The sequence below is a fragment of the Paenibacillus sp. JNUCC-31 genome, from assembly GCF_014844075.1.
Lineage (GTDB): Bacteria > Bacillota > Bacilli > Paenibacillales > Paenibacillaceae > Paenibacillus.
The window spans coordinates 959,618-986,175 of the sequence record NZ_CP062165.1 but is presented as its reverse complement, the minus strand read 5'-3'; the positions used below and the strand labels follow the sequence as shown (position 1 = coordinate 986,175).

The 26,558-nt window shown below is 47.6% G+C and carries 23 protein-coding genes; 16 read left to right on the top strand and 7 right to left on the bottom strand.

What is annotated here, in order from left to right; genetic code table 11:
- Positions 1-85 precede the first annotated feature (85 nt).
- The 3 genes from JNUCC31_RS04210 to JNUCC31_RS04200 all read left to right on the top strand — a co-directional run bounded on the left by JNUCC31_RS04210 (position 86) and on the right by JNUCC31_RS04200 (position 1,484).
- Complete coding sequence (locus JNUCC31_RS04210; protein WP_082704281.1) at positions 86-286, top strand: hypothetical protein; 201 nt, start codon at positions 86-88, stop codon at positions 284-286.
- Between the two features lie 228 nt (positions 287-514).
- Positions 515-1,069: a stalk domain-containing protein gene (locus tag JNUCC31_RS04205; RefSeq protein WP_192268791.1), complete on the top strand. Its 555-nt coding sequence runs from the start codon at positions 515-517 to the stop codon at positions 1,067-1,069.
- Between the two features lie 97 nt (positions 1,070-1,166).
- The gene (locus JNUCC31_RS04200) at positions 1,167-1,484 is read left to right on the top strand and encodes a DUF1292 domain-containing protein (RefSeq protein WP_192268789.1); all 318 of its coding nucleotides are present in this window, start codon (positions 1,167-1,169) and stop codon (positions 1,482-1,484) included.
- Positions 1,485-1,724: 240 nt separating this feature from the next.
- Here JNUCC31_RS04200 and JNUCC31_RS04195 read toward each other — a convergent pair whose 3' ends face one another.
- On the bottom strand, positions 1,725-3,200 hold the full coding sequence (locus JNUCC31_RS04195; RefSeq protein WP_192272725.1) for an aminotransferase class I/II-fold pyridoxal phosphate-dependent enzyme: 1,476 nt from the start codon (positions 3,198-3,200) through the stop codon (positions 1,725-1,727).
- Positions 3,201-3,492: 292 nt separating this feature from the next.
- Between JNUCC31_RS04195 and JNUCC31_RS04190 the strand changes: the two genes are divergently transcribed.
- Positions 3,493-4,782 carry an MFS transporter gene (locus JNUCC31_RS04190; RefSeq protein ID WP_192268787.1) on the top strand — a complete coding sequence of 430 codons (1,290 nt, stop codon included), beginning with the start codon at positions 3,493-3,495 and terminating at the stop codon, positions 4,780-4,782.
- Positions 4,783-4,962: 180 nt separating this feature from the next.
- Here JNUCC31_RS04190 and JNUCC31_RS04185 read toward each other — a convergent pair whose 3' ends face one another.
- Positions 4,963-5,589, bottom strand: a complete 627-nt coding sequence (locus tag JNUCC31_RS04185) for a YktB family protein (RefSeq protein ID WP_192268785.1) — start codon at positions 5,587-5,589, stop codon at positions 4,963-4,965.
- 217 nt (positions 5,590-5,806) lie between these two features.
- Between JNUCC31_RS04185 and JNUCC31_RS04180 the strand changes: the two genes are divergently transcribed.
- The 3 genes from JNUCC31_RS04180 (at position 5,807) to JNUCC31_RS04170 (ending at position 9,001) form a co-directional block, all read left to right on the top strand.
- Complete coding sequence (locus JNUCC31_RS04180) at positions 5,807-6,406, top strand: hypothetical protein (protein ID WP_192268783.1); 600 nt, start codon at positions 5,807-5,809, stop codon at positions 6,404-6,406.
- Between the two features lie 170 nt (positions 6,407-6,576).
- Positions 6,577-7,986, top strand: a complete 1,410-nt coding sequence (gene gndA / locus JNUCC31_RS04175; RefSeq protein WP_192268781.1) for an NADP-dependent phosphogluconate dehydrogenase — start codon at positions 6,577-6,579, stop codon at positions 7,984-7,986.
- A gap of 505 nt (positions 7,987-8,491) precedes the next feature.
- Positions 8,492-9,001, top strand: coding sequence for a shikimate kinase (locus JNUCC31_RS04170; protein ID WP_228469501.1), 510 nt, complete (start codon positions 8,492-8,494; stop codon positions 8,999-9,001).
- Positions 9,002-9,281: 280 nt separating this feature from the next.
- On the opposite strand, the gene JNUCC31_RS04165 is transcribed toward JNUCC31_RS04170, so the two are convergent.
- Positions 9,282-9,587, bottom strand: coding sequence for a rhodanese-like domain-containing protein (locus JNUCC31_RS04165; protein ID WP_192268779.1), 306 nt, complete (start codon positions 9,585-9,587; stop codon positions 9,282-9,284).
- 173 nt (positions 9,588-9,760) lie between these two features.
- Between JNUCC31_RS04165 and aroA the strand changes: the two genes are divergently transcribed.
- From aroA to ptsP, 4 genes are all read left to right on the top strand, one after another.
- Positions 9,761-11,056, top strand: coding sequence for a 3-phosphoshikimate 1-carboxyvinyltransferase (aroA, locus tag JNUCC31_RS04160; protein WP_192268777.1), 1,296 nt, complete (start codon positions 9,761-9,763; stop codon positions 11,054-11,056).
- 36 nt (positions 11,057-11,092) lie between these two features.
- A complete protein-coding gene (locus tag JNUCC31_RS04155; RefSeq protein ID WP_192268775.1) occupies positions 11,093-11,527 on the top strand; it encodes a CoA-binding protein in 435 nt (144 codons plus the stop codon).
- Positions 11,528-11,799: 272 nt separating this feature from the next.
- Positions 11,800-13,680 (top strand): glucose PTS transporter subunit IIA, encoded by a 1,881-nt coding sequence (locus JNUCC31_RS04150; protein ID WP_192268773.1) that lies wholly within the window; start codon positions 11,800-11,802, stop codon positions 13,678-13,680.
- Complete coding sequence (gene ptsP, locus JNUCC31_RS04145) at positions 13,677-15,437, top strand: phosphoenolpyruvate--protein phosphotransferase (RefSeq protein ID WP_192268772.1); 1,761 nt, start codon at positions 13,677-13,679, stop codon at positions 15,435-15,437. The genes JNUCC31_RS04150 and ptsP overlap by 4 nt, the downstream gene beginning before the upstream one ends.
- Positions 15,438-15,557: 120 nt before the next feature.
- Here ptsP and JNUCC31_RS04140 read toward each other — a convergent pair whose 3' ends face one another.
- Positions 15,558-16,085: a type 1 glutamine amidotransferase domain-containing protein gene (locus tag JNUCC31_RS04140; RefSeq protein WP_192272721.1), complete on the bottom strand. Its 528-nt coding sequence runs from the start codon at positions 16,083-16,085 to the stop codon at positions 15,558-15,560.
- A 273-nt stretch (positions 16,086-16,358) separates the two neighbouring features.
- Here JNUCC31_RS04140 and JNUCC31_RS04135 point away from each other — a divergent pair, with 273 nt between their 5' ends.
- The 4 genes from JNUCC31_RS04135 to JNUCC31_RS04120 all read left to right on the top strand — a co-directional run bounded on the left by JNUCC31_RS04135 (position 16,359) and on the right by JNUCC31_RS04120 (position 19,204).
- Entirely contained in the window at positions 16,359-16,772 is a 414-nt protein-coding gene (locus JNUCC31_RS04135) for a hypothetical protein (protein WP_192268769.1), read from the top strand.
- 122 nt (positions 16,773-16,894) lie between these two features.
- Positions 16,895-17,242, top strand: coding sequence for a bacillithiol system redox-active protein YtxJ (ytxJ, locus tag JNUCC31_RS04130; RefSeq protein ID WP_192268767.1), 348 nt, complete (start codon positions 16,895-16,897; stop codon positions 17,240-17,242).
- A gap of 92 nt (positions 17,243-17,334) precedes the next feature.
- Positions 17,335-18,348 carry a catabolite control protein A gene (gene ccpA / locus JNUCC31_RS04125; protein WP_024631149.1) on the top strand — a complete coding sequence of 338 codons (1,014 nt, stop codon included), beginning with the start codon at positions 17,335-17,337 and terminating at the stop codon, positions 18,346-18,348.
- 160 nt (positions 18,349-18,508) lie between these two features.
- Positions 18,509-19,204, top strand: coding sequence for a 5'-methylthioadenosine/adenosylhomocysteine nucleosidase (locus tag JNUCC31_RS04120; protein WP_192268765.1), 696 nt, complete (start codon positions 18,509-18,511; stop codon positions 19,202-19,204).
- A 152-nt stretch (positions 19,205-19,356) separates the two neighbouring features.
- Here the strand turns inward: JNUCC31_RS04120 and JNUCC31_RS04115 are convergent, their stop codons facing one another.
- Complete coding sequence (locus JNUCC31_RS04115) at positions 19,357-19,989, bottom strand: GNAT family N-acetyltransferase (RefSeq protein ID WP_192268763.1); 633 nt, start codon at positions 19,987-19,989, stop codon at positions 19,357-19,359.
- A 493-nt stretch (positions 19,990-20,482) separates the two neighbouring features.
- On the opposite strand from JNUCC31_RS04115, the gene acsA reads away from it, so the two are divergent.
- Positions 20,483-22,207, top strand: a complete 1,725-nt coding sequence (acsA, locus tag JNUCC31_RS04110; RefSeq protein ID WP_192268761.1) for an acetate--CoA ligase — start codon at positions 20,483-20,485, stop codon at positions 22,205-22,207.
- A 169-nt stretch (positions 22,208-22,376) separates the two neighbouring features.
- On the opposite strand, the gene JNUCC31_RS04105 is transcribed toward acsA, so the two are convergent.
- Positions 22,377-25,499, bottom strand: a complete 3,123-nt coding sequence (locus JNUCC31_RS04105) for a transglycosylase domain-containing protein (protein ID WP_192268759.1) — start codon at positions 25,497-25,499, stop codon at positions 22,377-22,379.
- Between the two features lie 329 nt (positions 25,500-25,828).
- Positions 25,829-26,428, bottom strand: coding sequence for a 30S ribosomal protein S4 (gene rpsD, locus JNUCC31_RS04100; RefSeq protein ID WP_062324239.1), 600 nt, complete (start codon positions 26,426-26,428; stop codon positions 25,829-25,831).
- Positions 26,429-26,558 lie beyond the last annotated feature (130 nt).

The window sequence follows — 26,558 nt, the reverse complement described above, 5'->3', positions numbered from 1 at the left end:
CGTTTATTCCTTTTGACACACAACCGGGCGAATCCCCATATGATGCATTACATCAACAAGCACTTGGGGAAATGGGGAATCCGGGATGGCAAAAGCAAAGGGAAAGAAGGCGCCTGCGTTAAAGAGTGACAAACTCCGTGTATCCATGAAGTTGGTCACTTCGGATGTATGCGAGCGCTGCAAAACACCCTGCACACGAGGAATGGATTATGCAGCACGGATGCGAACAGAGGGCGCTGTAGGCAAGGGCGTCCCATGTATACTGACGCGTCATACTTCTTCGTAGATATAGTTGAACACTTAGTAATCTGGGATAAGTTCGTATAATTACGCATTTCCAACAACAATACTATAGAGGCATCCTTTAACAAGGGTTGCCTCTTTTTGATCGTTCCAAGGGGTGGAAGAAATTCTGGATAAAAAATGAAAAATGATGAAAAACAGCGCAACTTTGTGGATGAACCTGCAGTATAAATGTACAACAGCTAGCAGCAGGGGAGGGAATATTGACGGAATGAAATGGAAAAAAATTTTGCTGTGTGTCACGGTATTCTCCTTGCTCGGCGGGTCTTTATTGTTTGCAGATTCAGTGAACGAGAAGATTCGGGTTCTCATAAACGGCAAGGAAGCAGCTGACGGTGGTTATCTGATTGACGGAACGACCTATGTACCTGTAAGGGAAGCGGGCGGAATCGCCAGATGGGATAGCACAAACAAGAGAGTAACGGTGATCAAACCGAATGTACATATTTTTCTCTTCAAGGGAGATACCGTATTTGGTAATGTTAACGTGGGTAAACTTAAATTTAATGTGTTCTCACAAGTGGACAGTTTAACAACGGATATAGCTGCTGTGAAGGTGACGATAACCAATCCAAGTGGTGAGGTTAAGGATATTCAATCTCAGGAGCTAAAGACACAGAAGGACAACTTCTGGTTCCGTACGTATGATTTTACGTATGATTTCAGCCGGGCTGGCAAGTACCAAATCGGTTTTTATATTAAAGAAAATGCAAACAGTAACTATGTGCTTGTAACCGAGAAAATCATTACCGCGCTCAACGAATGAAGCAAAAATAACCTTGTCCGTAAAATTGACCTGGGTCATTGAACATGTTACGATATGCAAGGTTACACAATTTCTATTTATAAAGCGAGGTATTTCAATGAGCGATCACACACATGAACACGGCGATGCCTGCGGATACGGTCAAGACCATGACCACGACCACGAGCATGAAGAAGTTCTTCTGACACTAACAGACGAGAACGGAAATGACGTGGAGATGGTTTTGGTGGAGACGTTTGACGTGGAGAAGCATGTTTATGCGCTCCTGCTGGAACGTAACAATCCTGAAGCTGACGGTATCATTCTGCGTATGGAAGAAGAAGACGAAGAAATGGTGCTCTACAATATTGAAGACGAAGAAGAGTGGGCCCGCGTTGAAGCGGCGTACAACGAACTCGTTGCAAGCCAAGAGTAGTCAACCTTTTGGAATAAAGCATGAAGGCTCCTTGATATCAAGGGGTCTTTTGTTTGTTTTTTCACAATTTTATATGTTTTTTCTTCAAAAGAACCGACAGAATAGGTGAGAAAATGCAAATGGATCAACGTTCATAATCCAAGTTTGGACAAAGACAGAGCAATGCTGCATTCGAAAAATAAAAGGACCAAGCGAGGGCTTGGTCCTTTGAAAAATCATCCATAATTGGAAGAGGATGATTTAGAAAATGGCATCAGCTTCAACAATAACCTTAACGTTGGTGACGCTCCGGTCTTCGGGTCCTTTTACAGGAAGTCCAACTTCGACATGATCAATGATGTAGTCGATATTCTCCTGGGTGATAACCTCACCTGGCAGCAGAATCGGAATACCTGGCGGATAAACGTAGATGAATTCCGAAATAATCCGGCCCGCGGATTCCTTGAAAGGAATGACTTCGGTATCCCCATAGAACGCATCACGCGGAGTCAGCATCAGCTGAGGCACATCCGGAACCTTGACTACCAGTTCATGGGCAGGATTCACCTGATAATACGTACGGGACAGGTCTTGCAAGGCGCTTAGCAAGATCTCTACGGAATCATCCGTATCTCCTGGCGTAATGAGGCACAGAATATTATACATATCACTGAGTTCCACCTCAATGTTGTAATGCTCACGCAGCCAGTTCTCTGTTTCGTAGCCTGTAATTCCAAGATGACGAACATGAATGGTTACTTTGGTTGGGTCATAATTGAAGGTAGCCTCTGTGCCCAGCAGCTCTTTGCCAAAGCAATATAATCCATCCATATCATTAATGGAGCGTCTTGCAAATTCAGCCAGATCGATCGCTTTCTGTGCAATTTCATGACCATGCAAAGCCAAATTGCGTCTCGATGTATCGAGGGAAGCAAGCAAAATGTATGAGGTTGATGTGGATGTGAGCAGGCTCAGAATCGTCTGTACACGCTGCGGATTCACATACCCATTCTTCGTGTTTAGGTTGAGTATGGAACTCTGTGTCATGGAGCCACCGAGCTTGTGAACACTCGTCGCAGCCATATCGGCCCCAGCTGCCATGGCAGACAGTGGCAGATCCTCATGGAAATGAATGAGTACGCCGTGAGCCTCGTCCACAAGGACAGGGACCTGGTAGCTGTGTGCCAGCTCAACGATTGCTTTCAGATCTGTACATACCCCGTAATAAGTCGGATTAATGACGAGCAATGCCTTGGCATCAGGATGGCGCTCCAGCGCCCTGCGTATGGATTGAATGGTCACCCCGTGATCGATACCAAGATTGGCATCTTGTGCGGGAGAGACAAATACAGGTTTCGCGCCTGAGAAAATAATGGCAGACAGAACGGATTTGTGCACATTACGGGGCACAATAATTTTATCGCCCGGTCCACAGACCGATAGAATCATCGTCATAATCGCACTGCTTGTACCTTGTACACTAAAATAGGTATAATCGGCTCCGAAGGCATCTGCAGCCAGCATTTGTGCTTCTTGAATGACTCCGGTGGGCTGATGCAGATCATCCAGTGGTGCGATGTTGATCAAATCTATGGAGAAGGCATTATCACCGATAAATTCACGGAATTCGGTATCCGCTCCCAATCCTTTTTTATGTCCCGGAATATGAAATTGCACCGGATTGAGTGCCGCGTGATTTTTTAAAGCGGTAAACAGCGGCGTACGGTGGTGATCCATCAGTGCTGTCACAACCTTTCCTAATTATAATTTGTAAGAAAAACGTCTTTCGACGTAAATTCTATGAAGACAGACCGCATGTAGCGGAAGTTTTTCTTGCGATCACGGAATAGTTCAGCTTCGCTGAAACTCATCATTTTGTAATCTTAAACAAAGATGAGTATAGCAAATGTAGAACCGAATGCAAGCAGTATTGCTTGACAAATTTTCGAATTGCCGAGATTTGGTCACATCCCCTAGGGTTACAGTAAGGATAGGAGATGGGCAAGCAAGCACCGAAAGGGGAAAAAGAATGCAAACCAATACAAAACCAGCCAAAATCCTGCGCTCACCTTTTTTTATCGCCATGTGGCTAACACTTTTTCTAGTTGAAATTATCAAAGGAGCCCTGTTGGTCGCTATTCTGCCCGTGTATATGGACAATATTCTGGGCCTGTCCGCTGGCGTGATTGGTGTGGCCTTTGCCCTTCAATATTTGGGAGATAATCTGTTCCGGGCTCCCTCCGGCTGGGCAGCAGAACGGATCGGGTTCCGCGCGACCATGGTGACGGCACTGATCTGTACATTGATTGCTGTAATCATGATTATATTTTTCAAAAGTGCATTTGGGCTTGCCATGGCTTGTCTCATTCTCGGAATCGGGACGTCACCCCTTTGGCCTTGTGCCATGACAGGCGTGACGGCAATGTCGGGCCCACAGAACAAGAACGGCACAGCCATGGGCGCGCTGGAGATGGCGGCTCTTGGGGGAACCGGACTTGGGCCAATCGGCATGAACTGGTTGCTTGAGCGAACACATCACGATTATCGTACTATTTTTCTGGTGCTGATGGGTGTGGCAATCCTGGTCATTCTGGTTGCCTTGATTCTTCCCGGACGTGTCGTTGTAGAAGGAGAACATGTGGAAGAATCCAAACGGGCAGATATGAAATTTCCAGCCAAACCGAATTTGCTTACACCGTTTATTCGACTTCAGAAGAGTGTACAGGGGACGCTGCAACGAGTGCGCAGCACGCTGAATGTCAATCCCCTTGTATATCCTGCGCTGTTCATGCAATCCTTTGTCATAGGTTTGCTCAGCCCGGTTATTACGCTGTACACTCGCACAGATCTGCATATCTCGCCTAACCTGTACAGTTTGTTGCTAATCGCGGGTGGAGGTATTACAGTCATTGCACTGTTGCCTGTGGGGAAAATGGTAGACCGATTTGGAACGGCACCGTTTCTGAACATCGGTTTTTTGATGGCAGCAGTGAGCCTGTTTGCCTTTTCTTCCATTACGTCCATTCCTGTTGTATTCGGCATCGTCATGCTGGTTGGTGTTAGCTATGCGATGATTCTCCCGGCCTGGAATGCATTTGTGGCCACCTTGATTCCCAAAGGAGAACGCGGAGCGATCTGGGGATTCTTCCTGACCCTTCAGGGATCAGGTATGGTCGTAGGGCCGATTGTATCCGGGCTGCTGTGGGATCACATTAGTCATCCGGCTCCATTTATCGGGAGTGCTGTCGTTATGGCTGGACTTGCCGTTGTGCACTATGTGTTATCACGTAAACCGTATCGAACAGCTCCTGTCAAATGAACCGATTGAGGTCTGATGAGGATGTTCTATTAACAAAAGGGAGTTCCATCAACCATACAGGTTGTGGGACTCCCTTTTTGGTGTTGCATAGCGCATCCAGGTCGATGACAACAGAAAGTTATTCTGCCTGCTGACCAGGTTCTTTCTGAATTAAACGGTCTTCGTACCCCGCAAGTCCACCTACGATAAAGACATCTTGTACAGCGGCAGCAGCGTTTTGAACGTGGAACGAACCGTCTTCAGGAACTTGTCCCCATCCGCAGTTAATGGATCATCCCGATCCACGCGCAGCCCGCACATGACCTCGGCTTTTTTTACCGTCTTCAGCTTGGTGATGATTTTGTCAAAATCCTCATCCTGCATGTCCTGTTGCAGTGTACCGTGAGGAGCCATGTGATCCATGGACCAATAGAACTCTCCAGGCAAACTGCTGCGCACTTCATCCAGCTGGCGTTCGAGGCCCTCCGCAAACGTTGTTTTGTTCGGACTTTCGTAGATGATGGCGAAAATAACAAACAGATGTGTATCGAACATGCCTACTTCGAAGTGAGGCAGTGCTTTATAACCACGCTTGGACGAAGCCCAGGCGACCCATGTATCTTTTGGAGGATTGACGGTACGGCGCGCGTGTTTTGCAACATGCACAAACATCTCTTCTCCGCATAATTCTGTCAGATAAGGCGTAAGTTCAGTACCCAGCTCTTCCAGCTTCGGTCGAACACGTTCAATGAGCAATTCCATGCGCGGTTCCAGCCCCGGGACCTGAAATACATCAAAATCACTACTATTAAAACCTGAGAAAGTCATCTGTAATCCTCCATTTCGCGTCCATTATATCATGAAAATCGGGGGCTTGCCCCTGTGCTCCTGCGGAAACGTGAGGTCCTTAGCTGCATTCGGTGAAAAATAGTCAAATAACCAAGTACCCTTACATAAAATGAAGTATAAAATAGGGTAAGCCGATTGAGAAGAAGCGATGGAAGAAGATGGCCGGAGCACATCCGGTACAGAAGGAGGGAGTGCCGTGAATAAGAGTTATGAAGTTGAATATTGCAATCTGGAGCTGCGGTTCAACCGTCGGCATATCCAAAATTTGATCAAAGACCTAATTCGTGAGGGGTATTCACTATATTGGAGCGAGGACGAATCCTTTTTTATCCTGTCAGTCCGCACCGGACGCAAGCTGGTAAAGCTCCGTTTTCAACAGACACGCAGTGGGAACTACAAGATGACAGGAGATTACATTATCAAGGACGCAAAGCTTGCAGAATGGCTGGAGAAGTTGATTGGGGATACCCGCGGGCACGCCGTGGTAAAACGGTTTAAGGATCAGCAGATGACCGTGGAAAATATTTTGTTTGGGGAAGTCATTCGTCTTGTGGAAGTATCCGGGTTCAAACAGCGTGTCATTTTTCAAAAGGAACCTGCGCCGACGGCGGAAGAGATGGAAGACATGTTCCTCTCGCGCGAAGGCGAGGAGCGGCTCATGCTGCTCCGCATGGAAGTGGACGATGAACTGGAACGTCTGCACGCAGCCATTCAGTTGAATAACGTCGAAAAAGCGAATGCCTGTCGTGCAGTTTTAAAACAGTTGTCAGGACATTTGTTGATGCTGGAAGGTTGAATGTCATGCTGTATTTATGAAAATACGATGAACACCTCAGGCAATTGGGGTGTTTTCTCGCTGTGCGACCATGGTCCGGGGTTCACTTCTATGCGTAAAACCGTTAAAATGGGGGTATTGTTGAGAGTTCATTTCAATAAAATTAATTGGAGCAAAGGATGGAGGACCAGATGGCGAAACAACAGATCGGTGTCATTGGACTTGCAGTAATGGGCAAAAATTTGGCCCTTAACATTGAAAGCAGAGGTTTCACGGTGTCGGTATTTAACCGTTCCCCGGAGAAAACCAACGATCTTCTGAAAGAAGCCGAAGGTAAAAATCTGACAGGCACATTCTCCATTGAAGAGTTTGTGGCATCCCTGGAATCCCCACGCAAAATCCTGATCATGGTACAAGCAGGTAAAGCAACCGACGCAACCATTGAACAACTGCTTCCTCATCTGGATGAGGGTGACATCATCATTGATGGGGGTAACGCCTACTTCCCTGATACCCAACGTCGCAGCAAAGAGCTGGAAGACAAAGGCATTCGCTTCATCGGTACAGGTGTATCCGGTGGTGAAGAAGGCGCACTGAAAGGCCCTTCCATTATGCCAGGCGGACAGGAAAGTGCGTATAAGCTGGTTGAACCGATCCTGACAGCCATTTCGGCCAAAGTCGGAGACGATCCTTGTTGTACATATATCGGACCAGACGGTGCCGGACACTATGTGAAAATGGTGCATAATGGTATCGAATACGGAGATATGCAGCTGATCGGTGAAGCATATCACTTGCTCAAATCCGTGCTGAATGTGTCTGTTGAAGAGCTGCATGCGATCTTTACGGAATGGAATCAAGGCGAGCTGGACAGCTACCTGATTGAAATTACGGCCGATATCTTCTCCAAATACGATCCGGAAACTGGCAAACCGATGGTTGATGTCATTCTGGATGCAGCAGGTCAAAAAGGAACAGGCAAATGGACAAGCCAAAGCGCACTGGATCTCGGCGTACCCTTGTCCATGATTACAGAATCCGTATTCTCCCGTTTCCTGTCTGCGATGAAAGACGAGCGTGTAGCAGCTAGCAAAATCCTGAACGGACCAGCGACTGAAGCATTCTCCGGTGACAAAAAAGCATTCATCGAGAATGTGCGCAAAGCCCTGTTCGCAAGTAAAATCGTATCCTACGCGCAAGGCTTTGCCCAAATGCGTGCAGCTTCCGATGAATACGGCTGGGATCTGAAATACGGCAACATCGCCATGATCTTCCGCGGTGGTTGCATCATCCGTTCACAGTTCCTGCAAAATATCAAGGAAGCATACGACAAAGATGCAGAACTGAAAAACCTGCTTCTGGACCCATATTTCCAAAATATCGTTGAATCCTACCAAGGCGCATGGCGTGAAGTTGTTGCAGCTGCCGTGACCCAAGGCATTCCGGTTCCTGGCTTCTCCAGCGCGTTGTCCTACTATGACAGCTACCGCACAGAGCGTTTGCCTGCAAACCTGCTGCAAGCACAACGTGACTACTTCGGTGCTCATACGTTCAAACGCCTGGACAAAGAAGGCAGCTTCCACCACAACTGGATGGAATAGTATCATATATACGATCCATGAGATTGGGCTAAAGCGTCCTGATTCAGGAGCCTTGGCTGAAAGAGAAGCATGGACAGAGGCTTGGAGAATCGGTTAATACCGATGAACTCCAGGTCTCTTTTTTAGTGGTATTGTAATCTCGCCTGGAGTTACGAACATGAGACGTTCTATGTTGAGAAGATGAGACTTTTCTATTTTTTAACGAATTCTGAAGGGCTTATTTCGATGATATGAAGCGAAAGTAGGCTGTTCTGATGGAATTTTTGGAAATAGGTTTACTGAGATTCGTTAGAATTTAATAATCCCCTGGATCTCGGAAATTAGCTCATCTGAGTTCATTAGAATCCTATGGTGTAGATGGACTTACTTCGATATGCGTTGGAGTGATTGCAGAGACTCAAGGGGAAGTCGCGACCAAAACGGAATGGCCTTTCCCCGTCCGCAGGGCTGTGTTATGATAGGACAAAAGTGCTCACGAATTGCTTGAAATAAAGGAGTGTACACCTTGAGCAAGTCTAACAATATTATTCTCATCGGCATGATGGGAACGGGCAAATCAACTGTTGCTGACATGCTCGCACGCGAGCTGGGCTACCGACTGATTGATGTGGACGCCGCGGTGGAGAGAGAGGAAGGCTGTACGATTCCTGAATTGTTCACAGGCAAGGGAGAGACGTATTTCCGCGATGCCGAGAGCCGCATGTTATGCTCGGTGTTGGAGAAGAAGGCGCAGGTAATTGCAACAGGAGGCGGTGTCGTTCTGCGTTCAGACAATTGTGATGTCATGTCTAAGAACGGATGGGTGGTTGCCTTGACTGCGGATCCGGCAGTGATTGTACAGCGCGTTAGCGGCTGTGATAATCGTCCACTCTTGGCAGGTAATGCGGAGGAACGCATACAGACCATTATGCAGGAACGGAAGGACGCATACCGGTTCGCACATTACACGGTGGATACTACGGAGTTATCCGCTGCTGAAGTGACTCGTCTAATTTTAGCGCATTACCGCGTCTAAGCTTGTAATTATTTCATATTCTCGTAATTGAATGCAGGAATTGACTGTACACATGAGTACATGGCCGAGGCACCGGAGAGGGATAACTTTCGCATATGGAAAAAGATTGTGGCGGGGAGTTAAGGATTAGTGGAGCCATGTCATCGGGGGAGGTAGATATAAAAAACGGGCCGATGGGCCCGTTTGACTTGCAGAGGTCTTGGCTCAGCTAAGCTATGCAAGACTGCTGATGCAGCTTGCTTGCTGTATCTAATGCATGAGCCACGCCCCTGATGCTGTGTTAGTCTTCCTGTTGCCATTGAAGCATGCCGCCGACCATGTTGGTGCAGCCATCGTAGCCGAGCTGCTGTAAATATTCACAGGCGCGCTCACTGCGGTAACCGCTCCGACAGATCAGGACAATCTCACCTGATTTTTCGATTTCAGACAGTCTGTCCGGAATCTGCCCAAGCGGGATGTGCTTGGCTCCCTCAATCATGCCTTGCGCGACTTCATCGTCCTCACGGACGTCTATCATCTGGAGCTTTTCTCCCGCCTTTAAACGGCGGCGGAGCTCAGAAGTTTCAATTTCAGCAATTTGTGTCATATTCAGGTCCTCTTTTCTGTATGGACTTAACGCCTTTAATGATACCCAAGCGATGCATGGAATGTCAATTTGGCAGAATAGCATGACTGCAAGGAATCTTATACTTATATGTAACAGGACCATCTTATGAATTTTAAGAAGCACATTATAATCAATGAAGGAGAAATTCATCCATGGACGTTATCGTTAATCCAACCCCAACCCTAAGCGGGGAAATTGGAGCCCTGTCTTCCAAAAACTACACCACACGCTACCTGCTTGCTGCTGCACTGGCAGAAGGCACCAGTACGATTCATTATCCAGCACATAGTGAAGATAGTGATGCTATGCGCAGATGTATTCGCGATCTTGGAGCCGAGCTTGAAGAGGATGACAGCAAAATCGTTATCAAGGGCTTTGGCAGCCATCCCCGTGATGTGCGGGAATTGAATGTCGGCAATGCGGGAGCCGTACTGCGCTTCCTTATGGGCGTAACAGCACTTTGCCCTGAAGTAACGTTTGTGAATACGTACCCGGATTCTCTCGGCAAACGTCCACATGATGATCTGATTGACGCACTTGGCCAGCTTGGTGTTGAGGTTCAGCACGAGCAAGGGCGACTCCCGATTACGATCAAAGGCGGTCAGGCCAAAGGTGGACATATTCAAGTCTCAGGTTCGGTCAGCTCCCAGTACTTGAGCGCATTATTGTTTGTAACTCCTCTTCTGGCAGAAGACAGCACGATTGAAGTATTGAATGACTTGAAATCCAAAGTGGTCATTGGTCAGACGCTGGAAGTACTGGAGCAGGCAGGTATCGTCATTCATGCAAGTGATGATTATATGTCCTTCCGTGTACCCGGGGGTCAGGCTTATAAACCGCAAACGTATACTGTTCAGGGAGACTATCCGGGTTCAGCAGCTGTCCTCGCGGCCGCGGCTGTCACCCAATCGGATGTTAAAATTTTGCGATTGATGGAACAGAGCAAACAGGGTGAGCGTGCCATCGTTGACGTTCTGCGCATGATGGATGTGCCGTTGACGCATGAGAACGATGTGGTACATGTACAAGGTAACGGTAAATTGAAGGCTGTCGAATTTGACGGAGATGCCGCGACGGACGCGGTGCTCGCGATGGTAGCTGCGGCTGTATTTGCGGAAGGGACTTCACGGTTCTATAATGTAGAGAACTTACGTTACAAGGAATGTGATCGCATTACAGATTATTTGAACGAGCTGCGGAAGGCAGGTGCCAACGTAGAGGAGCGTCAAGCCGAGATTATCGTACACGGTCGTCCAGAAGGTGTCGAGGGTGGCGTTGAGATCAACGCTCACTACGATCATCGCGTAATTATGGCACTCACTGTTGTTGGTCTGCGTTCCAAGGAGCCGCTTCGTATTCGGGATGCACACCATGTAGCCAAGTCTTATCCGCAATATTTCGATCATTTGCAGGCGCTTGGCGCCTCGGTTCAATGGGTAAAAGAGTAAAATAACACGTTAAGCAGAAAAGGATGGTGCTTGAACATGGAATTTAACAACCCTACTCGTGAAGAAATTGGACAACTTTTGCGCAAGGCAGGCAACATCGCAGTCGTCGGCTTATCGGACAAATCGGATCGTACCTCCTATATGGTAGCGGAGGCCATGCAAAGCAGAGGATATCGTATCATACCGGTAAATCCTCAAGTGCAAGGCGAGATTCTCGGTGAGACGGTATACGCTACACTCGCGGACATTCCTGAGCCGGTTGACATTGTGAACGTATTCCGCCGTGATGAATATTGTGCGGATGTCGCTCGTGAAGCTGCCGCGATCAAGGCCAATGTATTATGGCTCCAGCTTGGTATTCACAGTGATGAAGCCGTACAGATTGCTGCTGAGAGCGGTATGACAGCAGTGACGAATCGTTGTATCAAGGTAGAGGACTCCATCGTTCTGCGCGGTGCTGGACGCGGTTAAGTCTCGATTCTTGAAAAATCCCGTTAACCTCGAGTTGGCGGGATTTTTTCTGTTTTATGAACTTTAAACTTAGGGTACCATTTGCAGATTATGAGGAATGAAGTTGAAATCAAAGCGCTGCTCCGCTCCATGTAGTTATGGGGCAACACAGATTTGGACTCCTTTTTGTCATGTCTGAAGGAAGTGGGATACAAATTGCCAATTGGTTACTGTTTTGCTTTGACAAAACGTTGCGTAAAGCTTACCATCTAGGATAGAAAGGAGAGGTCGCCATGAATTGGCTCGGATCCTTGCAGCAGCTCGGACGAGCGGTAATGCTGCCTACAATGGTCCTGCCCGCCGCCGCAATTTTGCTGAGTGTTGGCAGTTTGCCCTGGGACGCCTGGGGATTGAAAGTTGTTGGTGAAGTGTCTACCGTGGCCGGACACGGTATTTTTTATTTTTTGCCGTATTTGTTCGCTGTCGGTGTAGCGCTGGGACTCTCCAACCAGGCCGGACAAGCGGGACTCGCTGCTCTGGCTGGTATTGTGATATATGATCAGGTGACTCGCAATTTCGGGGATGACACCATTCAACCTGCTTCCTTAATCGGAATTATTCTCGGCGCACTCGCCGGGGTGACGCATAATCGGTTCAAAAGCATTAAATTGCCCGAAATCTTACAGTTTTTTGGCGGTTCAAGGTTTGTTTTGCTCATTGTTGGACTGTGCTCGGCGCTGTTCTCCTTTTTTATGTTATGGATCGCACCCATACTGCAACATGCATTGAACGCCATCGCCACCTGGGAATACAGTCTCGGCGGTTTTGGGCTGTTTATATATGGGGTCCTGTACAGGGTACTGGTGGCCTTTGGGCTGCATCATCTGCTTAACAATGTGTTCTGGTTCCAACTGGGAACGTATGAAACAGCAGACGGAAATATTGTGCAAGGGGATTTGCCACGTTTTTTTGCAGGCGATCCGACAGCAGGATATTTTATGGCGGGGTTGTTCCCGATCATGATGTTCGCAATTCCAGCGATTGCCTTTGCCATTATTCAGGAAGCAAGGGAAGACCTAAAACCGAAAATCAAAAAAACATTTCTTACTTCCGCGCTTGTTTGTTTTCTGACAGGGGTATCGGAGCAGATTGAGTTTGCCTTTTTGTTTGCTGCACCATATCTGTTTATCGTGCATGCAGTCATGTCGGGTCTTGCGATGTGGATCAGCTACTGGCTTGATATCAGGCACGGCTTCTCTTATTCCGCCGGCATTATCGATTACATACTCAATTTTCATCTATCGGAGAATGCGTGGAAGATCATACCGGTTGGCATACTATATGGGTTGGTTTATTATTTCCTGTTCAGATGGGCGATCCGCACGTTCAAGATTCCGACTCCAGGCCGTGAAGAGGGTTCCATGCTGGAAGATTGGGTAGGTAACATTCCCTATCAGGCGCCTCTCATTTTGGAAGCATTGGGTGGGAAAGAAAACATTGTGCAGGTAGAAGCCTGTATTACACGGCTTCGTCTCACGGTGCATAATGATCGGTTAATCGATACAGGTGCAATGAAGAGTATGGGGTCCGCAGGCCTTATCAAGCTGGGTGGCGGTAACGTACAAGTCGTATTTGGCACCTACTCGGAATTGATCCGGGAAGAGATTGCAAAGCTGCTCGAACGGGATCTGCAGCAGGTTCTGTTCTGCGCTCCGGTTCAGGGTAAGATGTTACCGATTGAAGAGGTACCTGACCAGATTTTCGCAGCCAAGCTTGTGGGTGACGGAGTCGCCTTTGTCCCGGAAAAAGGAGAACTGGTCTCACCCGTCTACGGAACGATTATGCACATGTATCCGACGATGCATGCCTTGGGGATTTCAACCCGGGAAGGACTTGAGGTCCTGTTGCATATCGGGATCGACACATCCCAGTTGAAAGGGCACTTTGAAGCTTTTGTTCAGGAAGGGGACACGGTGGAGCCGGGTCAGTTGTTAATCAAGTTTGACCTGGCTGTATTGCGAGCCGAGGCGGCGTCGCTGACGACACCGATGGTGATCACGAATCCAGATCGTGTTAAATCATGGAGTTTTGCTCCATTTAAGCAAGTTAAGAAAGGTCAGGCATCCGTTATGTCCGTGGTGCTCTATGACAGGAACGTTGGAGGGGTAGAATGAAGATACAAGGCATCAACGGCGCTGCAGGCATAGCCATCGGCAAAGCATTTGTCCTGCCCAGTTGGGAATGGGATCTGCCGGATCAGAAGATGGATTCGGTGGATCTCGCCCAAGAGTTCGAACGGCTGTACGAGGGCATACGGACATCGAAGGATGAGATTGAATATATCAAGAATGAGTTCAAGGAAGTCGTTGGGCCGGAAGAGTCCAGCATCTTTGATGCGCATCTGGCGATTCTGGAAGATCCCGTATTCATGAACGAGATTCGTGGCATAATTGAGCGTCAATACAAGGCGGCAGAAGTGGCCGTCAAAGAAGCGATTGATCATTTTGTCACCATGTTTGATCTGCTGGAAGATGAATATATGAAGGAACGCGCCATAGACATCAAGGACGTTGGAAACCGATTGTTAAAGCATTTGCTGGGTGCACCGGAAATTACGCTTCCATCGGATACACAGCCTTATATTCTTGTGGCTAAAGAGCTGTCTCCCTCTCAACTTGCGCATTTGAATCCAAGTCATGTGCTGGGCATCGTGACCCTCATCGGAGGTAAAACGTCGCACTCCGCTATTATGGCCCGTGCCCTTGGCATTCCACTCGTTTCCGGTCTGGAAGCGAGTCTTGGCATGCCGGTAGAGACCGGGGATATGCTGGTTGTTGATGGAGATAACGGCCTGGTATTTACAGAACCGGATCGTAAGACAATTGAACGTTACACGATGATTCGCAGCAAACAATTGAAGAAAAAAGAACAGTTGCAGGTACTTGCTACAGTGGATGCGGTAACCAAAGACGGCTCCGTTCTGCATCTGGCTTCTAACATCAGTTCCGTCAAGGAACTGGATATGGCATTGAAACATGGGGCGAAGGGCGTTGGTTTATTCCGGACAGAGTTCCTCTACATGGACCGGGCTACATTTCCGGGGGAGCAGGAGCAATATGAGGTCTATCGTCTTGTTGCTGAGAAAACGGCAGGTCAGTCGGTAGTTATTCGTACGCTCGATATTGGTGGTGACAAGCAGCTCGACTATTTCGAACTTCCGGAAGAAGATAACCCGTTTCTGGGATATCGTGCGATTCGAATCAGTCTGGACCGCAAAGATCTGTTCAAAACACAGCTTACAGCCATTTTGCGCGCCAGTGCTGCCGGTAATGTTAAAATTATGTACCCGATGATCTCTTCGGTAGAAGAACTTCAGGAGGCCAATGAAATCCTGCGTGAAGCGATGTCTGACCTGGACGAGCGGAAGTTGCCGTACGATCCGCATATTCAGGTAGGCATCATGATTGAGGTGCCAGCAGCGGTGATGATCGCCGATCTGCTTGCCGAGGAAGCTGATTTCTTCAGTATCGGTACGAATGATTTAGTGCAATACGTGCTGGCTGTAGACCGAATGAACGAGCAGATTGCTCACATGTATCACCCGTATCATCCTGCCGTACTGCGCATGCTGCGCGCGACAGTGGAAGCGGCACACACTGCAGGGATCGATGTCAGTGTGTGTGGGGAGATGGCCGGAGACGAGCGTTCGATCCCTATATGGCTGGAACTAGGTATAAGCAATTTGAGCATGTCCCCACAATCCTTGCTGCGTGTGAAGCACAGGGTATTGAATACGACAACTGCGGCTGCCAAAGAGGCAGCACAGGAATGCTTCACCCTGCGGACAAGTGCAGACATCGAACAGCGTCTGCAGGTCTTCAATGATTCGATGGGTAGCCCGGATGAACAGAGCGGATCAAATGCATCTTAGATTGGTTGATTTCTATTAAATACCTTTAAGTGAAAATATTTACTTTTTTACAATTATGGAAAAAAGAAGTATTTAATAACAAAACCCCACGCCAATATCAATATGGCATGGGTTTTTTCTTTATTTTTCAGCAAGGGCATCACAAAATGCTTTGCCATACGGAGGAAGGTCAGGCGGACGACGAGCCGAAATGATGTGTCCATCTACGACAACAGCTTCATCTTTCCAGATGGCTCCGGCATTTTCCATGTCATCCCGGATTCCCGGGGTAGAAGTGACGGTAACCCCGTCCAGTATTTTGGCAGAGATCAATACCCAGCCTGCGTGACAGATCTGACCGATGGGTTTCTGATCCGCATGCATTTCCTTGACGAGTTCAAGTACTTTGGGATAACGTCGCAGCTTGTCCGGTGCCCAGCCTCCGGGTACAAGAATTCCATCATATTGTGAGCTGTCGAGTTCTTCAAAACTGTATTCCGCCTCTGCAGGAACACCATATTTACCGATGTAGGTTTTGCCTTTTTTCTCTCCGGCGAGATGCACTTCGGCTCCTTCTTCGCGAACACGATGCACCGGATACCACAGTTCCAGATCTTCGAATTCTTCATCGACCAGGGCGATGACTTTTTTGCCTGTTAGTCTCATCATCATCTCTCCTTTTACGGTAAGTAGCACATAGCGTCTTTATTGTAACAGATTCTCATGGTGACTTCATTGTCATGCATGTTCTCCAACCACGCAAGCGATTACAATGCAATGAATCCCTACATTCGACAACCTTCATCTGGGGACAGTGGTAATTTGTGCAACCTATGGTTTATAGCAGGATTTGAGCGGAATTAGGTCGAATGATATCTATATAAGAGCTATAGAACGAGTGAGGTGATGACTGTGCGTAAGACGTGCAGATGCGGACATGTAATGGAACTGGAATTAAGAACGGTGGTATACGCCAAAAAAGTGGAGATTCGTAACGTACCTGTATTTGCGTGTACAGATTGTGTTTCCTACGAAGTGCTTCAGCCGGTCAAGCCGGATTTGAAAGCGTGCATCAGTACGTTGGGAGAACAGCCTGCGAAACAGGATGTATCGTTTGGGGAGCGAAATGAACTTGCAGACCTCCTGCATGAACAGTTGCTGGCCTGGCCTGATGCTACAGATCGCGAGATGGAACATCGGATGCAGCATGCTGTAGAAGAACGCATTAATCTGCTTCTGGATATTATGGGGTACGCCCAGAAATCCGGCGATGCAGAGTGGATTGAGACAACGGAGCGCAGATTGGGGCAATTATCCGGCTTTGTATGGCAGGCGCACTTCTCGAATGCTGTCTAATTTTGACGTGTAAAATGCTTGTTTTCATGAAAATTGGCTTTTTTGCTCTCTTTTTGTTAAGATATCGTAGAGTGAAAACGCTCAACATAGCGGTAATCCTGGTAAAGGGGGATGTATATCAAATGGCTGACATGACTAAAATGACAAGTATTGAACAGCTAAACTCCGCAGTGGAGGCTACCGAGGATCAACCTTTGCTTCTGTTTAAGCACAGTACACGCTGTCCGATCAGCGCGAGTGCCTATCAGGAGATGAACGATTATTTGCAAAATAGTCCAAGTGAACAGGTGCAATACGGGATCATTTATGTAGTGGAAGACCGTCCTGTGTCCAATGAAGCAGCGGATAAGCTGGGTGTTAAGCACGAATCTCCGCAGGCGATTCTAGTCAAAAAGGGAATTCCTGTATGGCATACTTCCCATTCGAATATTACTTCAACCACAATCACGAATGCACTGCGTGAGTCCTAAAGCCTATTTTAATTGATTAATGCATAAATTTGTCGTAATATAAATCTTAATGAAAATGGTATGAAAATTTACTGGTAATGGAGAGAAGTACTGTGACGGTAACCATTTATGATGTGGCACGTGAAGCTGGTGTCTCTATGGCAACGGTATCACGGGTTGTTAATAATAACCCTAATGTTAAGCCACAAACACGCAAAAAAGTATATGAAGCCATCGATCGGCTCGGATATCGTCCGAATGCGGTAGCCAGAGGTCTGGCGAGCAAGAAGACAACCACGGTCGGGGTCGTTATTCCGGACATTTCGAACTCAACCTTTGCAGAGATTGCCCGCGGGATTGAAGATATCGCGAATATGTATCACTACAACATTATTTTGTGTAACGCGGATAAGAAGAAAGAAAAAGAAATTCGTGTAATTAACACGTTGTTGGAGAAACAAGTGGACGGTCTGCTCTTCATGGGTGGAACAGTGACGGACGAGCATATTCAGGCGTTCCAGTCAGCGGCTGTGCCGATTGTTCTCTGTGCAACAAGTGACGAGAAGGGCACGTACCCTTCTGTAGATATTGATCATGAAGCTGCGGCATTTGACGCTGTAAATACCTTGATCCGTCATGGACACAAGGAAATTGCAATGATCAGTGGTACACTGCAAGATCCTGCCAACGGTTATGCTCGTTTCCAAGGCTACAAGAAAGCACTTGAAGCAGCGGGTATGGAATACCAGGAAGATCTCGTACGCATTGGTAACTATCGTTATGAGTCTGGTGTGGAAGCGATGAAGTATTTCCTCGGATTGAAGAAAAAACCTTCGGCGATTTTCGCAGCAACAGATGAGATGGCAATTGGTGCTATTCACAGCATTCAGGATGAAGGTCTGAAAGTACCGGATGACTTCTCCATCATCAGTGTGGATAACATTCGTATGGCTTCCATGGTCCGTCCTCAGCTGACAACTGTAGCTCAACCGATGTATGACTTGGGCGCTGTAGCGATGCGTTTGCTGACCAAGCTGATGAAGAAAGAAAATGTGGAGAACCCACGGGTTATTTTGCCGCATGAAACAATTCTTCGTCTGTCTGTAAGCCATGCAGATGTAGTTTAAATAAGAAAGGGAGAAGGCATTCTCTCTACATAGTGGAATTACGAAAGCTCCGGAAACGGAGCTTTTGTGCTGGATGGGGCTCAGCACGTAAACGGAAAACACACTTGGAGGGAAACGAGTCCAGGTTCAACATACAGAATGCATAACAGGAGGTTAGAACATGCGGGAAACAATTGGCATTATTGGTGCAATGGATGAGGAAGTAGAACTTCTCTTGGCTGGTATGAAGCAATTAGAGACGGTAAAACAAACCGGAATCACCTATGTTGCAGGCGAATGGCTGGGTAAGCAGATTGTGGTCTGCAAGTCAGGTGTGGGTAAAGTGAATGCGGCTGTGACGACACAGATTTTGATTGATCGTTTCCAGGTTAACCGTATTATTTTCACAGGTGTCGCAGGCGCAGTTAATCCGGAGTTGAACATTGGGGATATGGTCATCTCGTCGGTGTGTGTACAGCATGATATGGATGTGACACCACTTGGATTTGAGCGCGGGGTTATCCCTTACCAGGAGACGTCTGCATTCCCGGCGGAAGCATCACTTATCGCGTTGGCTGAAGAAGCCTGCAAAGCGCAGGGAGCGAACTATCTGATCGGCAAAGTGCTGTCAGGAGATCAGTTCATTGCTGACAAGGATACGGTGAACATGCTGTATACCGAAATGGATGGGGCCTGCGCGGAGATGGAGGGGGCTGCCGTAGCCCAGGTCAGTTTCATGAACCGTGTTCCGTTCGTTGTCCTTCGCGCCATGTCTGACAAAGCGGATGGATCAGCACATGTGAACTTTGCCGAGTTCACGGTGGAGTCTTCCCGGCGTTCCCACCGTATTGTGGAACATATGCTGGAACATATGTAACCCTCTTACGGATGCATATGTTGGGCATGATTAAAGGGTAAAAGACAACAAAAACCGCGTATTCATAACAGTTCATCCGTGATGACTCTGTTCATGAACAGGCGGTTTTTCTATGTATACATTTTCTGAAATCATACATATTGGATTCGTAATCAGTACATGAAACGATGGCGGAATCGCACCCGGTCGAACTGTTCCTCGGATTCCAAGGGCACTTGGTTGCCGATGCGAACCATGAGGCAGTTCGCCGGATGAGAACAGATCTCCGGATCATCCGTGGCGTACCAGGTCATGTCTACGGTTTCCATCAATTTTTCCATCATCTTGCGGTAATCCCATACGGAAAGGGCGCTGCCTTTCAAATCCCAATGCCAGTAATATTCTGTTGTAAATACGATATATTTCTCCATCTGTCCATTTTCAAACGCAGTGAGCAGCATTTCCCGTCCAATCCCCAGCGATCGAAAGGCATCTGCAACCTCAATAGCACCCAGCTCAATCAGATCGGTCATATTGCCTTCGGACCAACGTTCGCATTCATCTGCATAATGGAACGTTACGTAGCCGACAATGGTTTCATTTTCCCGTGCAATGATGATTCGACCTTCGGGCAATGCGGCAATTTCGGCCAATGCCTCCTGTTGTTCCGAAGGGCGTCTGAAGGCATCCAGATCTGCATGAAATTCAAGCTGCTTAATCGTCTCGGCCTGAACGGGTCCTTCAATGGTGATTCGGTGGCCGGACTTGAAGATGGAACGCATATGATACTCCTTGATATGCTCCATAGTTCATGCTCCTCTCTCCCCCTACTTATAGAGGTTGTTCAAAAAGTCCGCTTTTGATTACGAAGGATGCCTAGTGGCATCATCAGCATCGAATATGGAATTCAGCCGAAATAAGCGGATGCTTGCGAAGTATGTTTCCTTCGGAAACATTGTAGTTGCTCACGTAGTTTTCCCTACGCTCCGCTACTCCCTTTCTAGCTTCATCCCATCTTCTTGGTACTGAAAACCGATCTTTATGAACACATATTTATAGCAAAAAACCAAAAATTTGAAAAGCCATAGACGATGATTGAAAAGATTTGCTATAATTGCGTAGACAAAAAATGTTCACAAATCAACAGCAGTTTGGATTCATCGGTTTGGCCTGGCAAGTACATGATGAGAAGTTCTCTCTACTAATGTAAGCGCTAACTGGAAGTTCAGTCAACACAAAGGCAATGAGAAGTGACCCATAATGGGAATCGAGATGTCGAGTTGAAGGAGGCTGGCAAGCATGAGTCAAGCACATGGTGAGATGCTGCAAACGGTTGTGTCTGAATCTAATCTGGGCGATTACACGGAGGCCCGAAGCCGGTTTGATTGGGAATCGGTTGAAAGGCACTTTACGTGGCACGCCAGCGGAAAAGTCAACATGGCGCATGAAGCGATAGACCGTCATGTATTGGAAGGAAGAGGCGGAAGAATAGCACTTTTATACAGTGATGCTTCGCGGGAAGAGGCATATACATTTGCTGATTTAAGTGAGCAGTCGAGTCGCTTCGGTAACGTTCTTCGCAAATATGGGGTAACCAAGGGCGATCGCGTGTTTATTTTTATGCCTCGCAGTCCTGAGCTCTACTTCAGTCTGCTGGGCACATTGAAAGCCGGGGCTGTTGTAGGTCCGTTATTTGAAGCTTTTATGGAGACTGCGGTGAAGGACCGTTTGGAGGATAGCGGAGCTGTGGCACTGGTGACGACTCCCCAATTGCTGGGACGAATCAAACGTTCCGAATTGCCGGAACTCAAGCATATTTTTGTTGTGGGTGGAGGTCCGCAAACGGAAGAAGGACTCATCGACTTTGATGCAGAGATGTCCGCGGCTTCGGATGATATGGAAGTGGAATGGCTGACCCGTGAAGACGGTCTGCTGATTCACTATACTTCCGGCTCTACAGGCAAACCGAAAGGTGTATATCATGTGCAGAATGCGATGATTCAGCATTATTACACCGGCAAGGTGGTACTCGATCTGCGCGAAGATGACGTATACTGGTGCACCGCTGATCCTGGTTGGGTTACGGGCACATCTTATGGAATTTTTGCACCCTGGCTGAATGGCGTGACCAATGTTATACGTGGGGGACGTTTTAGTCCGCAAGATTGGTACAGCACCATTGAGAAAAATAAAGTCAGCGTATGGTACAGTGCACCGACTGCTTTCCGAATGTTAATGGGGGCGGGCGAAGAGACCATTGCCCAGCATGATCTGAGCAGTCTTCGTCACGTCATGTCCGTAGGTGAACCACTTAATCCCGAAGTTGTCCGTTGGGGCTGGAAAGCCTATGGACAGCGAATTCACGATACATGGTGGATGACGGAGACGGGTGCACAGCTTATCTGTAACTATCCAGGCATGCCAATTAAACCAGGTTCCATGGGTCGTCCATTACCGGGAATTGAAGCCGCCATTATTGATGATAAAGGACAGGAACTGCCGCCATACAGTATGGGGAACCTGGCTATTCGCACATCCTGGCCGTCCATGATGGCGAAGATCTGGAATAACCCGGCCAAATACGAAGAATACTTCCGACTCTCTGGCTGGTATGTATCCGGAGATTCCGCTTATATGGACGAAGATGGCTACTTTTGGTTCCAGGGCCGGATTGATGATGTGATTAACTCTTCTGGTGAACGGATTGGTCCCTTCGAGGTGGAGAGCAAGCTCGTAGAGCATCCTGCAGTAGCAGAGGCGGGCGTAATCGGTAAGCCGGATGTAACTCGGGGGGAGATCATCAAAGCCTTTGTGGCACTCCGTGAGGGGTATGAGCCGACACCTGAGCTGAAGGAAGAGATCTATCGATTTGTAAAAGAGGGCTTGTCTGCTCACGCCGCTCCGCGTGAGATTGAGTTCAAGGATAAACTGCCGAAGACCCGCTCTGGCAAGATTATGCGCCGCGTCCTGAAAGCCTGGGAGCTGGATCTGCCAACGGGTGACCTGTCGACCATTGAAGACTAAAGAATAAACCAGCGGATGCAACACGTCTGCCTGTCCCATGATTCCAATTCAAAGCCTGATCCGTGTCTCATTGCGGATCAGGCTTTTGCTTTTGGGTATCCATGCAAAACAAAACCCCATCCTCAAGATGCGAGAATGGGGTTAAAAGTGGAATCTTGATAACTCTGTATTAAGGTTGGAAATGCACGGCCCCGGACGGTTCAGATTCGCCTACACTGTTGCTGGCGGATACTTTGAACCATCCGCTTGTGGATGCAGGCACTCCGTAATCCATGGAAGTACCTGAAGTCGTTCCAATTTTGGTGTAAGGATCTGCGCCCGTTTCACTATAATATACAGCATAACTTTGGACGCCATCCGCTTCAGGATTGGATGCCCACTGAATGCGCAGTCCTTGCGAGAGAGCCGTAACGCTGACCTGACCAGGAGCAGCCGGAGCCGTCGTTGCGGTGTTTCCATTCTCGGAATCTTCCGGGGTAACTACGGTTCCCGGAACAGTAATCGGTTCTTTTATTTCTTCATCTGCAGGAGGTTCTGCCACTCCTGCGCTGCTAACTGCTGCGCTAGGAGCAGACTCACGACCAGCGACATCCACTGCAGTGACGTAGAACGCAAAGTTTCCACCTTGTGCATATGCAGTAAATGATCTGGACTCACCTGTCAGGACAACCTGCCCCTGATTCTGGAATCCGGCACCATTGACGGAGCGATAGAGACGATATCCGACGACATCACTTTCCGGTGTGGCGTTAAACGTAATCACGGCGTTACCGTTCCCAACGGATATTCTTACATTGCCTGGCGCATCTGGTGCCTTGCCGTTATCCGTTCTTGGATCAATCTGTGTCGGCATGTCGGCATCCGCATCTTCCGGCAGGTAATACCCAAGTGATTCGTGACGACTCATCCGTGAGAAAGCGCTTTGCAATTCTTTGATGAGATCAGAGATTGGTTTCTTGCGTTTAACAACCGTTTTCTCTTTCGTCATGTCTCCAGGTGTTTGATCGCGCGGAATGTAGTTTACACCATTGTAGGTGATATACTTGGCTTTGGCGACACCATCATCGCTGTCCTTCGGCACAAATTTGCTGTTGAAAATATCGGTGACATATCTGTCTGTCAACGAAGTTGGCAATTTGCCACTATAAGCTGATACAGTTCGTGTCTCAATCCCGGATGGTTTCTTGAATGAATCCGTGACAAACATTTCTTTGTCTGTGGCAATGACTTGATTCATGATTTGGGTCCATAGTTGCTGAGCGCGTTTCTTTTGTGATTTGGTTTCCAGTGTGTTTACTGACTGTTTGTATCCAACCCAAACTCCCAGTGTGACATCTGGCGTGTAGCCTTCGAACCAGACATCCGCATAGTTTTGGGTTGAACCCGTTTTACCTACGATCGGCACACTTTTGAAATACTTGTAATTTTCACGGACTTTATCTGCCGTTCCTTCCGTAATAACGGTACGGAGCATATCTGTCATCAGGTATGCGGTCTGTTTAGAGAAGGCCTGAACAGGTTCTGCATCGTGTTTATATACAATATTTCCTTTGGAGTCTACAATTTTGCTGATCATATAGGAATCATTGTATACACCGTTGTTGGCTATGGCTCCATACGCACTAGTGAGCTCCTCAACGGTTACACCGTACTGAAGACCTCCAAGAACGCCGGTCTGGGCCTGGTAGTCATCCTTCTGGATGGTGGTGATTCCGAGCTTCTTGGCAAAAGCCCATGATTTGTCGATCCCGACTTCTTCGTTGAACAGCTTCAGAGCAGGTACATTTAATGAGTAGTTCAGTGCTCGGCGGGCTGTCACGAGTCCTTGGTAACGATTGTTGGCATTTTTCGGAATATGGAATCCGTTCGGGCCGTCTTTCAGAATGATCGGTGAATCATCGATAATGGAGGCCGGTTGAACAAGACCTTCATCCAATGCAGGCAGATATGCGGCAATAGGTTTCATGGTCGAACCTGGCTGACGCATCATCTGGGTTGCATAGTTCATCTGTTCATCCTGGAAATCCCGGCCTTCAATCATGCCAAGAATAGCACCCGTTTTGTGATTGATGAGTATGGCAGCAGTCTGTTCTTTTCCTTTCACGGAATCGTCAGCTGAAAAATTACTGTCATCTTCGGCAATGGTACGCATCGTTTTGTATACACTTTTGTTAATGGTTGTATAGATGCGGTATCCACCTGTACGCAACTGCATCTGGGCTTCTTCCAGCAGGGCGCCGCTTTCTTTTTGTGGTGTATCGGTATCCGAATCCTTGGCTGTACCCGCAGTGGCATCCGTGCCTTCAGCTTTATCCGAATTCAGCTGTTTCATCAAAATCTGAGCAGCTTGTCGTTCCGTTTCCATCATAAGGTATGGATAAGTGTTGTAAGCTTTGATGGTTTTGGGTGCGAGAGAACTTTTGATATCAAAAGCAAGAGCTTCGTCATACTCGGTTTGATCAATTTTGGCCAGTTCCAGCATACGACGCAAGACCAGATGCTGACGATTGATTGCACGCTCAAAATTGTCCTCAACAAAGTCGCCTTTTCCATTAAAGGCAGAATAAGAGGAGGGGAGCTGAGGCAATCCTGCAAGATAAGCAGCCTGAGCTGTGTTTAATTTGCTCAAATCATTAATATTGAACAGCCCTTTGGCAGCTGCCTTGACTCCATATACATTATATCCACTGGAGCCGTTACCAAAAGGAACCTTGTTCAAATACGCTGTCATAATTTCGTCTTTGGTCAGGAAACGTTCGAGTCGGAGCGAAAGTAATATTTCTTTCACTTTCCGGTCCTCGGTTCGATCCAGATTGAGGAATACACGCCGGGCCAATTGTTGAGTCAGTGTGCTGCCGCCCGTTTGAACAGATTCTTTCAGCACTTTCTGTTTCACAGCGCGGAGCGTTCCGCTCATGTCTACACCTTTATGTTCGTAAAAATGATTGTCTTCAATCGAAATAACAGCATCAATAACTTTCTGCGGGATCTGGTCAAAGCTGACCGGACGCCTGTCTTCTTCTGTTCGTAATTGGCCGATCGGACTGCCATCGGCAAAGTAAGCAAAGCCTGTGATGGAGTTTTCGCTGACTTTCTGTTCAATCAGGGCCCTTGACCGGACGGGTTCGTCTTTCACAATGGAACTGACGTAACCCATCAAAGCACCTCCTGCAAATAGCACCCCCATGAATCCCAGGACAACTATCCATTTGACGACACTACCCAGTCTGCGGGCAAAACTGCGCTTGCGGGCAGGCTGTTCATCAGGCTTTTTCTTATTAACATCAACCATTCAGTGTCTTCCTCCTTTTAACAGCACTTATTATAGCATAAAAAGGCGGGTTTGCATGCCTGAGAAATACAAGCAATGGTCGAAAATTGCCATTCTTTCTTGCATAATGATATATATCATGCGAAATTAAATTAAATATCATGAGAAACCCTGAAGAATTTCAGTAAAACATGGAAGTTGCCTGTCTGCAAAGTGGCTATGACGGGTAGGTGGGTAGAGGGTTTACTTGGGGTTTATTATGTATATGCAACTAAAAAAACACATAAAAAAACAGCTGCCGAGAAATCTCGGACAGCTGTTTGCCGTGAAGCTTTAATAAAATGCAACGATTAACGGTTGTAGAACTCGACGATTTGTTTTTCGTCGATGTCTTGGGACAATTCCGAACGCTCAGGCAAACGAATGAATTTACCTTCCAGAGCTGTATCGTTGAATTCTACGTATGCAGGAAGATGCGAACGGTTTTCCAAAGCTTCCTTAACGGAAGAAAGACCGCGGCTTCTTTCACGCAGGCTAATAACGTCGCCAGTGCTTACTTGGTAAGAAGCGATGTCGACTTTTTTGCCGTTTACAGTTACGTGACCGTGGGATACCAACTGACGCGAACCTGCGCGGGAGTTAGCAAAACCAAGACGGTAAACGAGGTTGTCAAGGCGGCTCTCAAGCAAGAACATGAAGTTTTCACCCGCGATACCTTGCATTTTTTGCGCTCTAGCAAAGAGAGTGCGGAATTGCTTCTCGCCCAAACCGTACATGTGACGCAATTTTTGTTTTTCTTGCAACTGCATACCGTAGTTGCTGATTTTTCTCCGTTGGTTTGCTCCGTGCTGACCTGGAGGGAAAGGACGTTTCAATTCTTTGCCTGTTCCGCTCAGGGAAATGCCGAGGCGACGGCTCAATTTAAATTTAGGACCAGTGTAACGTGCCATGTTTAAAGTAGCTCCTTTTTAGTTAAGTTCATATAGGGCTCTGTTTGCGCTCCAATTTGTTGATGCGGGCCAAGCCTCGCATAGAACGATCAGGAAAGTTCAGCCGCTGTCCTGAAAGCAACAAAAAGAA

What these genes read in the sequence shown, in the direction of transcription:
- JNUCC31_RS04205 (WP_192268791.1), top strand. Translation starts at nt 515, where the DNA reads ATGAAATGGAAAAAAATTTTGCTGTGTGTCACGGTATTCTCCTTGCTC.
- JNUCC31_RS04185 (WP_192268785.1), bottom strand. Translation starts at nt 5,589, where the DNA reads ATGACTTTCTCAGGTTTTAATAGTAGTGATTTTGATGTATTTCAGGTC.
- JNUCC31_RS04135 (WP_192268769.1), top strand. Translation starts at nt 16,359, where the DNA reads ATGGAACTGGAATTAAGAACGGTGGTATACGCCAAAAAAGTGGAGATT.
- JNUCC31_RS04190 (WP_192268787.1), top strand. Translation starts at nt 3,493, where the DNA reads ATGCAAACCAATACAAAACCAGCCAAAATCCTGCGCTCACCTTTTTTT.
- JNUCC31_RS04150 (WP_192268773.1), top strand. Translation starts at nt 11,800, where the DNA reads ATGAATTGGCTCGGATCCTTGCAGCAGCTCGGACGAGCGGTAATGCTG.
- gndA (WP_192268781.1), top strand. Translation starts at nt 6,577, where the DNA reads ATGGCGAAACAACAGATCGGTGTCATTGGACTTGCAGTAATGGGCAAA.
- aroA (WP_192268777.1), top strand. Translation starts at nt 9,761, where the DNA reads ATGGACGTTATCGTTAATCCAACCCCAACCCTAAGCGGGGAAATTGGA.
- JNUCC31_RS04210 (WP_082704281.1), top strand. Translation starts at nt 86, where the DNA reads ATGGCAAAAGCAAAGGGAAAGAAGGCGCCTGCGTTAAAGAGTGACAAA.
- JNUCC31_RS04105 (WP_192268759.1), bottom strand. Translation starts at nt 25,499, where the DNA reads ATGGTTGATGTTAATAAGAAAAAGCCTGATGAACAGCCTGCCCGCAAG.
- JNUCC31_RS04140 (WP_192272721.1), bottom strand. Translation starts at nt 16,085, where the DNA reads ATGATGAGACTAACAGGCAAAAAAGTCATCGCCCTGGTCGATGAAGAA.
- ptsP (WP_192268772.1), top strand. Translation starts at nt 13,677, where the DNA reads ATGAAGATACAAGGCATCAACGGCGCTGCAGGCATAGCCATCGGCAAA.
- JNUCC31_RS04120 (WP_192268765.1), top strand. Translation starts at nt 18,509, where the DNA reads ATGCGGGAAACAATTGGCATTATTGGTGCAATGGATGAGGAAGTAGAA.
- JNUCC31_RS04200 (WP_192268789.1), top strand. Translation starts at nt 1,167, where the DNA reads ATGAGCGATCACACACATGAACACGGCGATGCCTGCGGATACGGTCAA.
- acsA (WP_192268761.1), top strand. Translation starts at nt 20,483, where the DNA reads ATGAGTCAAGCACATGGTGAGATGCTGCAAACGGTTGTGTCTGAATCT.
- JNUCC31_RS04165 (WP_192268779.1), bottom strand. Translation starts at nt 9,587, where the DNA reads ATGACACAAATTGCTGAAATTGAAACTTCTGAGCTCCGCCGCCGTTTA.
- JNUCC31_RS04195 (WP_192272725.1), bottom strand. Translation starts at nt 3,200, where the DNA reads ATGGATCACCACCGTACGCCGCTGTTTACCGCTTTAAAAAATCACGCG.
- ytxJ (WP_192268767.1), top strand. Translation starts at nt 16,895, where the DNA reads ATGGCTGACATGACTAAAATGACAAGTATTGAACAGCTAAACTCCGCA.
- JNUCC31_RS04115 (WP_192268763.1), bottom strand. Translation starts at nt 19,989, where the DNA reads ATGGAGCATATCAAGGAGTATCATATGCGTTCCATCTTCAAGTCCGGC.
- JNUCC31_RS04155 (WP_192268775.1), top strand. Translation starts at nt 11,093, where the DNA reads ATGGAATTTAACAACCCTACTCGTGAAGAAATTGGACAACTTTTGCGC.
- rpsD (WP_062324239.1), bottom strand. Translation starts at nt 26,428, where the DNA reads ATGGCACGTTACACTGGTCCTAAATTTAAATTGAGCCGTCGCCTCGGC.